The organism is Paenibacillus sp. sgz302190, assembly GCF_059820445.1.
Map to the genome: position 1 here is coordinate 94,609 of NZ_JBZYAO010000020.1, position 15,771 is coordinate 110,379.

Annotated in this window: 3 protein-coding genes; all 3 read left to right on the forward strand. The window is 47.5% G+C overall.

Going from position 1 to position 15,771, the window contains the following annotated elements:
- Positions 1–15 precede the first annotated feature (15 nt).
- The 3 genes from AC6RNO_RS21685 to AC6RNO_RS21695 are packed head-to-tail and all read left to right on the forward strand — an operon-like array spanning position 16 to position 15,724.
- Complete coding sequence (locus tag AC6RNO_RS21685; protein ID WP_497106741.1) at positions 16–8,706, forward strand: amino acid adenylation domain-containing protein; 8,691 nt, start codon at positions 16–18, stop codon at positions 8,704–8,706.
- A gap of 19 nt (positions 8,707–8,725) precedes the next feature.
- Positions 8,726–9,964, forward strand: coding sequence for an ACP S-malonyltransferase (gene fabD, locus AC6RNO_RS21690; protein ID WP_497106716.1), 1,239 nt, complete (start codon positions 8,726–8,728; stop codon positions 9,962–9,964).
- Positions 9,965–10,015: 51 nt separating this feature from the next.
- Positions 10,016–15,724 carry an SDR family NAD(P)-dependent oxidoreductase gene (locus AC6RNO_RS21695; protein WP_497106717.1) on the forward strand — a complete coding sequence of 1,903 codons (5,709 nt, stop codon included), beginning with the start codon at positions 10,016–10,018 and terminating at the stop codon, positions 15,722–15,724.
- The last annotated feature ends 47 nt before the right edge of the window (positions 15,725–15,771 follow it).

The following is a 15,771-nucleotide window of genomic DNA, read 5'->3' on the forward strand; positions in this document are numbered from 1 at the left end:
TGAAAGGTGAATGAAATGAAACTCACGAAAATGTACATTCTCGAACAATTTGCCGCTCAACGCGTGGATGAGAAGGATGCGCTTGCAATGCTGACGGAGCTTACGAATGCGAGTGCAAAAAATGCCGAAGCCGTCAATACCGACATCGCGATTATCGGCATGGCTTGTCGTTTTCCGGATGCCGACAACTTACAGCAATTCTGGGAGAACTTGTCCTCCGGTAAAGAATCGGTTGGAACTCCGCCTGAAGAACGAGTTCCAGACATAGCCGGGCTTGCAGACAAGATATTTGGACATGAGAATTACAGCTTTGCAAAGATTGGTTATCTTCAGCATGTCGATCATTTCGACAATGCCTTTTTCCATATTTCCCCTGCCGAGGCTCGAAGTATGGACCCATATCAGCGGCTGTTCCTGGAACTCGTATGGGAAGCGATTGAACATGCGGGGTATAGTTCTGCCATGATGAACGGCAGTTGCACCGGTGTCTTCGTCGGATATTGCGACAATGAGTCGCAATATCAGCGTTATTTGGATAAGGTTGACGCTTCGTCGATGGCGGGCAATGTTGCAGCCATTATCGCATCGCGCATTTCATACCATTTGAATTTATTTGGGCCAAGCCAGCTCATCAATACGTCATGCTCTTCATCCCTCACCGCACTGCATCAGGCCTGCATGGCAATTCAAAACCATGATTGTGACCGCGCATTAGTCGGCGGCGTAAATCTATCGCTTTTTCCAATTGAGCAGAACACCGATTTCGGTATTTTATCTCCAGGTAGCCGGACCAAGGCGTTCGATGATTCAGCGGACGGCACGGTTACCGGTGAAGGGCTTGGAGTTGTATATATAAAAGCGTACGATCAGGCGATTAAAGATGGGGATTACATCCACGCTGTGATTAAAGGGTCTGCCATCAACTCCGACGGACGGTCTAGTGGAATCACCGCACCGAACGCTATTGCACAAAGCGACACGATTCGCATGGCTTGGAAACGAGCCAAAATTAACCCTGAGACAATCTCATATATCGAAGCACATGGGACGGGCACTCGGTTAGGAGATCCGATCGAAATTGAAGGGCTTCAACACGCGTTCCGTTTCCATACTGACAGGAAACAATTTTGTGCAATCGGCTCGTTGAAGAGTAACATTGGCCACACGATAGCCGCATCCGGCATAGCGGGAATTATTAAGGTCGTATTAATGATGCAGCATCGTAAGATCCCGCCAACGCTGCATGTGACAAAACCTAATACACTAATCCCTTTCATTGATTCGCCTGTGTACATCAATGAGACATTGCTACCTTGGAAAACAAGCGACTGGCAACCTATCCGCCGCGCTGGCGTAAGTGCGTTCGGTCTAAGCGGAACGAATGTTCATGTCATTCTTGAAGAATCGGACTTAAAAGAACAGCGTAACTGCTCGCATGAGCCGATGCAGGGTGTGCTCGTGTTGTCGGCCAGAACGCTTGCCTCCCTGTCGGCGTACGTGCGTCGATTCACCGAATATATAACAACCACAGAACATCACCTGATTGATATCTGTGCCACTTCCGGCTGTGGAAGAGACGCCTATCGCTATCGTATCGCCATTGCCACCGCGAGTAAAGAAGAGTTGAGAAGCAAACTGACACAACTTGTCGAACGTTGGCCACAAGAAGAAGGCTGGCCGCCTGCGGCAGAAAAAGGTGTCTTTTTCGGAAGTACCGGGGGATTAGGCGGTAATGTCAATCTATTCAAGGATGAGACAAAAGCCGAAGCGACGGCCAGAGCTTTTGCCAGCGGCGTAGATATCGATTGGACGGAGTTCTATTTAGGGTCGGCGTGGAGACGGGTACCGCTACCGACGTATCCTTTTGCGAAAACGCGTCATTGGACCAGTGACTTTTCCACTAAGGATGTAATTAGTTCAGGGAATAAGACGGTAGCCGAAGTAGGCCATACCGTTACAGTCCGTGAACAGGCCGACATTCATGATATTGCACGTTCGACATTTTTATTCGGCGAAAGTTTGCTTACACATGTCGGATATAAGCAGTCTGCCAATTTATTCGACAATGAAGCTCTTTACTGTGCCATTTATTTTATGCAGTTATTTCATGCAAAGGGATTATTCCGTGGGGAAAAGGCGCATGCATTCGACGAATTAAGTGCTGCCGTGCGATTGGATGCAAAGCAGCTCCGTCTCTTCCGATATGTGCTCCGCCTGTTAGTTGAGACTGGTTTCGTGACATTTAACGGATCGGGGTATATCGCGACAACTTTAGATGAAATTGGCGACGCAGATGCTTACTTCGAGGAATGCTTGAATCGCTTCCCTGGCAACCAAGGGACTTGGCGATTGTTGAGGCATTGTCTTTCCCACTACGATGACGTGTTGGCCGGAGCTATCAATCCGCTACAAGTGCTGTATCCGGACGGAACAACGCAATTTTTCAAATCATTTGAAGACGAAGCCAAGTCTCGCGTCGATATGTGCGAATTGATGGCCGTTGAGACGATTGCGCAATATATTCGTTCATTTCATGGCAAATTGCGAATTCTCGAAGTAGGCGGCGGGACGGGAAGCTTGACGCAGTTGCTACTTCCTAAAATTAAAGACGCCCAGTACGAATATACGTTTACCAATATCGACAACTCCCAGCTTATTCAAGCCCAAAAACAGTTCGAGGTCGAATATCCAGGATTGCACTACAAGTTGTTGGACATCGAGAAGCGACTAAGCGAGCAAGGCTTTAAGCTTCATAGTTACGATGTCATTATTGCTTATAATGTGATCCGTGCCACGCAAGATATTCGGGGTTCGCTGCTCAACCTCCACACATTGCTTGCGCAGAAAGGTATTCTATGTGCGATCGAGCTTGTTAAAAACCGAGCATCCACGAACCTGATCTGGGGACTTGCCGAAGGTTGGTGGGCGTTCAAAGATACTGAGCTTCGGGAGAGCACTCCGTTGATCGACCACCAGCTCTGGGAGAAAGCTCTGCTGGATACCAATTACCAAGCGATCGGCTCTTATCCGGTACAGAAGGATTCCCGTGAAATAGCCGAAACGATGCTAATAATCGGGCAATCAAGTTATCGTCCTCAGGTGTATCAAGACTGGACGTACGAGATTGTTTGGAAAGGGACAGAACTGAAAAAGGCGTACTCCCGCACCTCTCAGCCAGGCAATTGGCTTGTGTTTGTAGATGAACAGGGCGTTGGAGATGCATTAGCACAAATGCTCCTCTCTAATGGCAACGGGGTCTACACCGTTAGTCCAGGGGAATCGTTTATTCAGGAGCATTCAAATCAATTCAGCATAAATGTTAGGGAGCATAATCATTACGTACAAATGCTTCATTCGCTAAAAGAAGAAAGCGTCCACCTGAAAGGTATCGTGCACTTGTGGTCGTTGGACATCCCGCATCAAGACGGCTCATATACGCAGGATCACATTCAACGGGCGCAGGAGCTCGGATCGTATAGTTTATTTCATTTGACGAAGGCACTTATTGCGCTGAATTTGGAGCAATCTGTTGAAATTCGGATTATAACCGACCGTTCGCAGGCCGTGTCCGATAGCGAGGAGATTCATCCGGAACAGGCACCGATTGTCGGCCTGGCTAAAGTGATCCCACAAGAAAATCCGAAGCTCCAATGTTACGTTACTGACCTATCGACCGGACAATTGACAGCCGAAGAACTGGCACTGCACGTAGTCCATGAAATAATGTTTAATCATGAGGACTCGTTGGTTGCTTATCGGAACGGGCGCTTCGTCCCTGAAATGGGAAGAAGTGATGTCGACTCACTCGCCGATACTTCTGCTCCGATCGCCATACGTGCTGGTGGCGTTTATTTAATCGTAGGTGGTGCAGGCAAGCTTGGATTACAAATCTCCAAGCATTTAGCAAGCAAAGCGAATATTACACTTGTAATCGTTAATCGTACTCCACTCTCACCAAAGCCGGAGTGGAACGACTGGATTGTCCGTCCCGATTGCGAGTTCGTAGAAGCGCAGAAGATGGCGGCCATGCTTGATATAGAGATAATGGGCTCGACGATCCTCTATTACGCTGCAGATGTATCAGAGCCCGTACAAATGAGGACGATCGTACGTGAGGTGAACGATCATTACGGCCCGATTAACGGAGTAATTCATGGTGCAATGCATCAATCGTTCGAGCCGATCGCGACCAAATCGTTTGACAGTTTCCGTAAGGGATTGAAGGCGAAATTGGACGGAACGGTTGTTCTGGACGCTCTTGTTGAAACGGACAGTCTGGATTTCTTTATTCTGTTCTCTTCGCTCGCCTCGATATGGGGCGGAGCCACGGGCAGCGATTATGTTGCATCGAACAGCTTCCTGGATGCCTATAGTGCATATCGCCGTTATAACGGAAAAAATGCGCTAGCATTGAACTGGTATGCGTTTGAGGAAATCACTGGTCCGGGCTTTATTGGCTATATGCCGATAGCAGGTGCAATGCAGGCCTTTGACGCCCTTCTGTCCAAAGATGTAAACCAAATGATTATCGGACAATTTGATTTAGACATTTTGAAGCAGTGGAGGCCATCCCTGAAGATCAAACTTTCTGAGGATATCTTTACTAAGGAGGATTATCAAAACGCACCTACGCCGTCAGTACCAACAATCGACCTCAATACTTCATTCATTCTAACCGGCAGGGAGGACGGGATCCCGAACACAGCCGATGAGCTTCTTGTCGGGCAGATTTGGGCTGAAGTACTTGGGTATGACACGTTAAGTTTGGATGATAACTTCTTCACCTTAGGTGGAGACTCGCTGCTAGCAATCGGTATTGTGACAAGGTTGGCTAAGCATGCCTCGCCGCCGGTTACGATCAACGATATTTTCACCAACCCTACGATCCGTCAGCTTGCAACCGTCATAGCGCCCGCGGCGGATGAAGAGAAGGTACTGACTATCCCGGCAGCACAGTGGGCGGAGTATTATCCTGCCACCTCTTCCCAGCAAAGGATCTACGTACTGGAGCAAATGCAAAACGGTTCGGTCGCCTACAACATTCCAACCGTGCTGCAACTTGATGGAGAATTAAATAGAGAACGGTTTGAGGAAGCGTTTCGATTGCTGATTGAACGGCATGAAACTTTCCGGACAACGTTCGCGATTAAAGACAGCCTACTCGTCCAGTACATCGTTGACGCGGTCGATTTCACATTAGAACACGATGAGTCGCCCGGGGGGTTCGTTCACGATGAAATCAATCGGTTTATTCGACCTTTCGATCTGTCGAAAGCACCGCTAATAAGAAGCAAATTGTTCCGCTTAGGGTCGAACAATCATGTATTGGTAATAGATATGCACCACATTATTTCCGATGGTGTATCGATCAACATTCTGATTAATGAATTCTTTCATTTCTATCACGGCGGTTCTTTGCCTTCGCTGCGTATTCAGTACAAAGATTTCAGCGTATGGCACAACGACCGGTTACAAGATGCGAGCTATAAGAAGCAAGAGGAATATTGGTGCTCGGTCATGTCGGGCCAACTCCCGGTACTCAACCTGCCAACCGATTTCCCCCGTCCTAATGTAAAGCGCTATTCCGGGGGCGTGCTGACGTTCGAGGTAGATGCCGAACTAACCGACCACATCATTCGCTTCGGCCAACAGCGCGGTGCGACATTATACATGACGCTGCTCGCAGCGCTCAACATTTTGCTTGCCAAGTATGGTAGTGATGAAGACATTATCATCGGTTCACCGGTTGCAGGAAGGAATTATGAGGAGTTAGAAGGGATAGCAGGTCTGTTCCTTAACACGCTTGCCATGCGGAACTTCCCGAGAAGCGACAGACGGGTTGACGATTTTATGGAAGACATTAAACAAAATACGCTAGCGGCGCTTTCCCATACGGAGTATCCATTCGAAATGTTGGTTGATCGACTGTGTCTTCAGCGGAATACGTCTCGTAATCCACTCTTTGACGTCATGTTCATTCTGCAAAATACGGGCGATGCCAAGGGGGAACTGTACGATTATGATGGTAACCTGCGCATCCTCCCATACCCATTCGAACAGCATTCTTCGCAGTTTGATCTGACGTTCGATATTATCGAGCGAAATAAGCGGCTTATTGTAGATATTGAGTACTCCAACGAACTATTCCGTAAGGAAACGATCGACATTTTGGCGGGCCACTTCCAAGCGGTTTTGCGATCGCTGGTCGAGCATCCTCTGTTAACGATTGGGGAGATTTCTCTTTTGTCTGCCGAAGAGCAGTCGCTATTGATCGACCGATGGAACGATAACAGCACGCACTATGCGCGTGAGAAAACAATTGTACAACTATTTGAGGAACGGGCAAGTCTTCATCCTTATCATCGCGCTGTACAAGACAGGAAGCTGGGACTCACTTACGGTGAGCTGAACAATAGAGCGAATCGCGTGGCGGACATTCTAGTTAAGAATGGCGCGGGGGTGGACCGTTTCGTCGCGCTGTTCATGAACAGATCCGTCGATATGGTGATCGGTCTGCTCGGTATATTAAAGTCCGGGGCTGCGTTCGTCCCAATCGATCCCAATTATCCTGAAGAGCGTATTCAATACGTACTGGAAGACAGCGGCATAAATTTGGCCGTGGCCGATCGTTCATTGGGGCATAAGCTGAGCGGCATGACGACAGTTATTCATGTGGATGAAACGGAAGGCGATACTGAATATGAATTTGACCCGCTTCCACAAGCTACGCCTGACCATCTTGCTTATATGATTTATACTTCAGGATCAACAGGCAGGCCAAAAGGCGTCATGATCGAGCATCGCAACCTCACTGCTTTCAAAGCGGGAGTAGAAGCTGCAGCCGACTTCATCCATGGTGGGAATTGGCTTGCGCTGACCACCATTAGCTTTGATATTTTTATTCTTGAAACGCTCATACCGCTCGTGAACGGCTCATCTATCATGATCGCTTCAGAGGATGATCAGGTTAATCCGCAATCGATCAAACAACTGATCGTTGCACATGACGTAGATATGATTCAGCTGACACCGTCCCGTCTGCAACTGTTGCTGGAAGATTCCAACCTGCCGGAGGCCCTCCAACATTTAAAAATGATTTATATCGGTGGGGAGGAGCTGCCTCTCAAGCTTCTCCAGCGACTTAAAGCTCAGACTAAAGCAAAAATCTATAACATGTACGGGCCGACTGAAACGACCATTTGGTCTACGATCCAGGATCTGACTAGCGCGGATAAGGTAACGATTGGCAGACCGATACCGAATGCACAAGTGTACATTCTTGACCGGAAATTGCAGCCGGCGGGCATCAATATTGTTGGTGATCTTTATATCGCAGGGGAGCCTGTGGCGAGGGGATATTATGGCAGAACCGACCTGACGGCCGAACGGTTCATTCCTTGTCCTTTTCATCAAGACCAGCGCATGTATAGAACCGGAGACTTGGCAAGATGGAGACCTGACGGTAGCATCGAATACGTGGGACGTAGCGACTTTCAGGTAAAATTGAAGGGATATCGAATTGAGTTAGGTGAGATTGAGCAGTCGCTTTGTAAACATGCCAGCATTAGAGAGGCGGTCGTTACATTAGCGGGGGAAAAAACCGCGAATCCTTTTCTGACAGCTTACTACGTAGGCGAGGCAGAAATGGAGCCCAAACAACTGCAGTTGCAACTGCGTCAGACTCTGCCTGAGTATATGGTACCGCTCTCGTACATCTATATGGAGCGCTGGCCATTGACGCCAAACGGCAAGCTGGATCGGCGAGCGCTCCCGGAATCTAAGATCAGCATCTCGGCACCAGTTGCAACGGAATGTACGAACCCGCATTCGCCGATCGAACAGCAGTTGTGGTACATATGGCGTGAGCTTCTGCATATGGACGAGCACGGTGTCGACCATAACTTCTTTGAGATAGGTGGTAACTCACTTGCCATCGTCCAAGTACATGGGAAGCTGGAAGCTTTGTATCCCGGTACGGTTCGAATTGCGGATTTATTCGCGTACCCGACGATTTCGGCACTTGCCCATTTTATTGAGGAACAGTTACCGGAATCGAATGTCGGCTTTGCGGAAAACGATACCGATTATTGGCTGCAAGAGATGGAAGGGGTACTCCTTCGGCTGCCGCGTGAGTATATTAGACAGGATCGTCAGGTTAGACAAGAATGGATAAGGATGAATTTCCCAATTCAAGGTGAGCGGTATGCCAACTTGCAGCGCGCGGCGGAGCAAGAGTCAGTTGAAGCTACGGATATTTTGCTTGCCCTCTACGTTTACTTATTGTCACAAATTACGGGAAGTCAGGATATTTATTTGGAGCAAGCGGTAAAAGGTGCCCAAGGTTCGACAGTTCTTCCGCTTCGCATTGAGCTGATTCGATGTGCCAATTTCTCGGAGATGTTTCTTCACGTCCATCAAAAGCGGCAATTTGCGATCACAAACCAATGGGAGGATTCGTTCTGGCGGAGGCAAAAGTGGGAGCACCGACAAGCGAATGAGATGATCCCCCTGTTCAGCGAGCTGTCGAACGATTTGCATGTATATGACACAGAGCATGATCTTGTCCACACCGTAGAAGCTACGCAAGATGGTATCTTTTTCCGAACCACATGTAACGGTTCCTTCTTGCATCAAGACAGCGTAAGGAATTTACTTGACGACTTTGAGCGGCTCTTGACGATGTTGCTTAACGAGTACGTTATATAGTGTAGGGAGGTAGACATAGATGGACAACTTGACGTTGTTATTTCCCGGGCAAGGATCTCAATATGTGGGAATGGGACGAACCTTTTACGATCGCTTCACCGTTGCTCGCGAAGCATTCGAAGAAGCGGAGGATGCGTTAGGGTATTCGTTAAAAGAGATGTGCTTTTCCGGTGATATGGCACAGCTCTCTATGACAGAATTTGCCCAGCCGGCTATTCTTACAGTTAGTATGGCCGCGTTTCGTGTGTTTCAACAAGAATTTGATATCGAGCCTGCACTCGCTGCGGGTCATAGCTTAGGAGAAATAACGGCCCTCGCTTGTTCGGGGGCCATTCGTTATGCAGATGCACTACGAATCGTTCGAAACAGAGGGCAACTCATGCAGCAGGCCGTTGCAGAAGATGAAGGCGCTATGTTGGCTGTCATCGGTTTGGAGGCCAATGTTATCGAAAGATTGTGCAGTGAGTATTCCCAAGACGGCCGGGTCGTTGTTATTGCGAATTATAATGCGGCGCATCAGATCGTTATTTCGGGTCACGCGGAAGAGGTGCGGAAGGTAGGGGAGGCCTGCTTGCAGCTAGGAGCGACCCCGGTAGTCGCCCTTCACGTCAGTGCACCCTTTCACTCGCCACTTATGCAGCCTGTAGTAAACCGCATGCGTGAGGTGCTTGGTCAATTCCAATATTGTGATCCGAAGTGGCCGGTACTATCGAGTGCGACAGGCCGGCTTTATACAGGAGCTGACGAGATAGTAGAGCAGTTGGCGAACCAACTAATACAGCCGGTTCATTGGCAAGCGGTCATGGATTATATTGCTGCATATGCAGCATCGGCTATCGAGATCGGTCCGCGCAACGTGTTGAAAAGCCTAGCGCGTAACATGCCGTTCCATGTATACGGATTCGATAAGTCGGAAGATATAGATAGTGTGACTATAGGGATCGCAGCTGAGAAGGAACGGTTGCAATTATCGGTTACACACTTAGTGGACAGGGCTCTCGCGGTCATTGTTTGCACCAAAAATCGCAACCCACAAGCCGGTGAATATAAGCGCGGCGTGTCGGAGCCGTACGCGGAACTACTTGCATTGCGGGCAAGTTTGGAGAGCGGGCAAGTACAGGCCACAGCAACGGAAGTGTACACTGCTTATTCACTACTCATGAGCATAATGCGTGCGAAACAAGCGCCGATGGAGGAACAAGAAATGCGTTATAATCAGCTGTTTCTAGAGACTGGACATCGGAATCCTATATTGTAGCGAACCGTTACCCTACACACGTAATAGAGTAGAACATGAGGAGGATAAAACGTGAGTAAGTATCTGGGACTGGATCGGTTTAGGCTGAATAGCAGCCATACATCTTCTCAGGCAGAAGACCGGGACAATGCGGGGAGCGGAAACATCGCTGTGATCGGCATGGCATGTCGGTTTGGCGATGCGAATAGTCCGGTACAATTTTGGAATAGTCTGAAAAACGGAGAAGACTGCATCAGAGATTTGCCTATCGACAGGCAGAAGGACCTGTTGCCCCTACTTCGAAAAAACGGTATAAACCATGAAAAGATGCGATTTCGCAAAGCGGCCTATTTAGATGAGATCGATAAATTTGATCCGGCATTGTTTCGATTATCACCGAAAGAGGCTGGGCTAATGGATCCTAACCAGCGGCTGTTTCTGGAAACCTGCTGGGAAGCCATTGAGGATGCAGGCTATGGAGGTGACTGTATCTCGGGAAGCCGAACTGGCGTTTTCGTCGGTTTCAGCAACGATTTCGGCGAAGAATATAAGCGGATGATAAAGGAAATTGATCCGGAACTGGTGCCGTCTTCTACGGTGGGCAATATCAAATCCGTCATTGCTTCCCGCATTTCATATTTATTGAACCTTAAAGGCCCAAGCATGCTCGTAGACACCGCTTGCTCCTCCTCTTTAATGGCTGTACATTTGGCATGTCAGTCTATTCGAAGGCGGGAGTGTGATATGGCGCTTGCTGGTGGTGTAAAGATTATCTTAATGACGTTAGATGATGGTAGCAATGAACTTGGTATCCTCTCGTCAGATGGTAAAACGAAATCGTTCGATCATCGTTCAGATGGAACCGGTATGGGCGAGGGTGTCGGCACTGTACTTTTAAAACCTCTCGAACAGGCTATTGCGGACGGGGATCTAATCTATGGCGTTATCAAAGGAAGCGCGGCGAATCAGGATGGCGCCTCCGCAGGCTTGACGGCTCCAAATTCTATCGCGCAACAAGAGGTCATTGTGCAAGCTTGGAAAGATGCCCGGATCGATCCAGAAACCATCAGCTACGTGGAGGCCCACGGAACGGGTACGAAATTAGGTGACCCGGTGGAAATAGACGGGTTGGAACGAGCTTTTCGTCAATACACGGACCGTCTTCAGTTTTGTGCGATCGGTTCCGTGAAATCAAACATTGGGCATACCGACCATGTCGCCGGTATTGCTGGTATGATAAAAGTCCTTTTATCGATGAAGAATAAACAGCTGCCACCGCATCTGCATTTCAAAAGCCCCAATCGAAATATTCACTTTGAGACTTCGCCGGTATATGTAAATGATACGCTGGCTCATTGGGAAGTGGGTAGTGTCGTCCGACGTGCAGGAATCAGTTCTTTCGGTTTAAGTGGTACTAACGTGCATCTCGTGTTAGAGGAGGCACCTGTACCAATAGAAGAGAAACAACCGAAAGAATCTTCCTTTGCTAACGGTATTCTTACCTTGTCAGGCATAACTGCTGACAGCGTAAAAAACTTGCTCAAGCGTTATAAGTCATGGTTCGCTTCAAAAGGTGTGCAACTCGCTGATTTGCATAACATCTGTTATACAGCCAATGTTGGCCGAGGTCATCACAGTCATAGATTATCCATTGTATGTGAAGGCATAGATGATTTGATTACAAAAATTGACACGGCATACGAGAGTGATCTTGAAACGATTGTCCATCCTGATTTTTTTTACGGATGGCATAAACCATCATCAACCAGGAAATCAGGAGCCGTAGGGAAGATATCTTTCGCTGCCGAAAGTGCCGATCTCAACCAGCGTGCAGAGCGTTTGGTGCAGCAGCTTATCCGTTTATCGTCTATAGACGACCTCCGTGAACTCGCAAACGTATATGCGCAAGGTGCGGATGTTCGTTGGAAGAGGCTTTATCAGTTCCAATCGAACAAACGGGTACATTTGCCGGTATATCCGTTCGAGCGCAAGCGGTGCTGGCCAGACGTGAACGGAATCCGAAGCATCGAAAAGCGATCATCGGAAGCAGAAGTAATCGGCTACGGCGAACGGTTAGCCCACCCGCTTTTACATGCAAACGTGTGGGACACTATCGATCAATCATTATTCATTTCGAATTTCAGCACTGACAGCTGGATATTAGCTGAACACAAGCTGTTCGGCCAATACGTCATTCCATGCACGACATATATTGAGATAGCGCTGCAAGTAGGCCAAGCTTATAGAAGGATACCGGTTACCCAACTGTTTGATTTCGTGTTTCTGGAACCAATCATTTTGGCAGAAAACGAATTTCGTAAAGTGCAGAGCATCATTCGCAGGGAAGGAGAACTTATCCACTTCAAAGTGATCAGCAAGCGGGAAGGTGATCACAATTGGCGGGAACACGCACAGGGTAAGCTCGGGTTCGACAACCTCCCGATTTCTGCTGAAACCTTTGAATATAGTAGTTTGCAACAGGAAGCCAGCAGTGTGCTCGAAGCAAAGAACATCTATTATGGCAATATTGATCAGAATTATGGACCACGCTTTAAAAATTTGAAGAAGGTTTGGGTCAATGACCATACGGTATTATGCCACTTGGAGCTATCCGAAACCGAAGGGCTGCAGCACTACTATCTTCATCCTGGACTGCTGGATAGCGCTGTAGGAAGCATGCTGTATTGTGGTTTGTTAGGTAACGAGCCGTATCTTCCATTCTCTTATAAAAATGTATCGGTTTATCACGCGCTTCCCAGTGAAATCTATTGTGTTTGTACAAAAAACGATGATTCCGCCACGAAAGGCGAAATTGTAAAATTTGATTTACATATCATGGATCTTGGCGGAAAGCTACTCGCTCGTATTGATGAATATGTCGTCCAACGGGTGAACGAACGTTCAGTTCAACGTCTTCTGGATCAATCGGATGTTTCCGCTAACTTAACATGGCGGCAGACTTGGAAACAAGATGTTCAATCACATGATGCGGTTGGTTTATTCCAAGATGCTATCGCTGTGTTCCGTTACAAGGGGGACTACTTGAATCTTCAGCGTAAGAGAAACGCAAGTCAGCGCGTCTTTGATCTTGTTATGAATGGAAAGCAGGATCAGGAATCATTCGATGTCCTGGTGTCTGGATTACGAGGCAACCATATTCAGACCGTCATATTCAAGGCTCCCGATGAATGGAACAATGGGGATGAAGAGATAATAACGGATTTATTTCGGTTGTTCCGCGCCTTACTGAGAGAGAAGCTGCATGACCGGCTTACGTTGTGTGTTGTTACAGAAGGTGCATACCAAGTTTCTGCTCAGGACGGGGTTGTCGTGCCGAGGAACAGTGCACTATTATCACTGGCAAATGTCATTGATCAAGAGCATAGGACGGTGCGCTGTATATGCATAGATGTCGATGGAAACGTTGATTTATTAGAGACAATAAGCCAAGAGTCTGTATTGAATGAGCAATCTCCTGTTGCCTATCGCAATGGCAGCCGTTATGTAATGGAGCTAAACCGTTTCGATGCAGTTTCTGAAGTGAAGGAGGTGTCCATTAAGGACCAGGGTGTGTATATCATCACAGGCGGGCTAGGAGGAATCGGACTTGAAATCGCCTCCTGTCTTGTGAAAATGAATCCGAAAGTAACCATAGCATTGATCGGCAGGACCGCATTACCCCCTAAAGATGAATGGGATGATATTATCGTATCGTCACATGACGCTAAGCTGACATCTCGTGTTCAGAAGATCCGTAATCTTGGGGCTGCAGGAGCTACTCTAATTTGCTGTGAAGCTAACGTAGCTGACTCCACTGCGATAGAGTCATTATTTTCTGAGTTGCGCAAACGGTTCGGTGGCATCCTTGGCATTATTCACGCTGCTGGTGTTGCAGGAGACGGTTTCTTATTTAGGAAGCAGGAGTCTGTATTTACCGAAGTGCTACTGCCAAAAGTGCGCGGCGCGACTGTTCTAGACCATCACACCGAAGATGACAAGCTTGATTTCTTTATTGTATTTACATCGATAACCGGCTGGATTGGAGGGGTTGGTCAAGGCGATTATGCGGCGGCAAATGCCTACCTTGATGCATTCGCGCAAGCCAGAACTATGAAAGGTAAGCCTACGCTTGCAATCGCGTGGAGTGCATGGAAGGAAACGGGCATGGCAGTCGATTTTGGTGCAGTGTCAGAGGACTCTATATTTAAACCCCTACCTACTGCAGTTGCACTGCACGCATTTAGGCAGCACTTAATGGCGCCCCGAGGACAGGTTATCGTTGGAGAATTAAATTATGACCGCATTCGAACCATAAAGGAAAATTTTCCAATTATGCTTGCCGAAACCATTCAAATAGAAGTCGATAAGCGAGCTTATGAGACAGCTCGTCAAGATCACGCTATCGGTACACAGCTTAAGCGTGTACGAGTGCTTGGTAAGAAAGAAGAGGAGTATACGACTACGGAACGGAAGATGGCTGATATTTGGGGTGATGTTTTAGGTGTCGAGGTACTTAACATCTACGACAATTTCTACGATTTAGGTGGAGACTCGATTATAGCGGTCAGGCTGTCGAGTCATATTGGACATCATATGAATCAAGAGGTTGACGTCACTGATATCTTTAACTATTTAACGGTAGCAGACCTTGCACAATTTCTTGCCGCGGGTGAGCAAACCGAGGGAGACCAGAGCACCGAGCAGGTAAGAAAAGCTCAACAGCCAGCAGTCCCCCTAGCCCAAACCACGATAAAGAAAGAAGGCACAGGACGGAAAGTATCGAAAAAACAAGGGGAATATGATTTTGTAAACAAGCTGTCATGGCGGCAATTTGACTGTTATGACAGGGGATTGGCCCTTATGATGACAGCCGATGATGTATCGTTGATCCAACATTTTAAACTATTGCTCGGGATGAAACGTGGGTTTGATCTGCAGGATGAAGGATCATTGTTCGATTATAACAATCAAGAGAAATTGCGCGGGTATCCTTCGGACAACGAACTGCTCAAACAATTCGGGTACCGTGTTCATGTTGAGAAGGTTGAAGGTTTAGAGAATCTGCACCGGATGATTACGAGTCATCTGGATAATGAAGTACCCGTGATGGTTTCATTCGATGAGTATTATACATTCTACACACCATTTTATATGAAGGAACATACGGACCACTTGACGATCCTAACCGGGTACGATGCGGATAAACAGCTATACACGATGATTAATCATAATCATCTGGCACGTATGAACAATCAGAAGGTTTCGTATGAACAGTTCACCACTACGTATCAAACGATTGAAGACATCTACGGTTTCCTGCCGAAAGATGCCAGATGCATTTTGACACTGGAGCGGTTGCCGGACGATGAATCACCGCTTCGTTTTAACCATGTGAAACAATTCAATCGTTTGTTGTCGTCACTTCGACGAAAGCAACATATGGGGAGAGAACTCGATAACATATATGCTCTGGTTGAACAGGCTGACCTTGAGGCAAGTCAATTTAAAACACTGCTGAACGAAATATATGTAAACCTCGGAGGCAAGGAGCTTTGGGTACAGACTTTGCTTGATTGGTACACTCCTTCTGATGACGAAGAACTTTATCAATTAGGAGACAAGATTATTACGATTTCAAGCCGCTTGGTAAATGATTTTGTAGCAAGTGTTTATAGAAACAGACGTATGAAGCCATCCGATGTAGCGGCTGTGATGGAAGAGTTAAAGCCGGTCATGTCCATGTTTATTCAGAAACTACTCGATTATAACGAGATAAAATGAGATAGAACGCAAAGGTTGACGCAAATGACTATTGGAGGTCGACGAGG

Bases quoted from the DNA above. Each gene is read 5' to 3' on its own strand.
- AC6RNO_RS21685 (WP_497106741.1), top strand. From the start codon at position 16: ATGAAACTCACGAAAATGTACATTCTCGAACAATTTGCCGCTCAACGC.
- fabD (WP_497106716.1), top strand. From the start codon at position 8,726: ATGGACAACTTGACGTTGTTATTTCCCGGGCAAGGATCTCAATATGTG.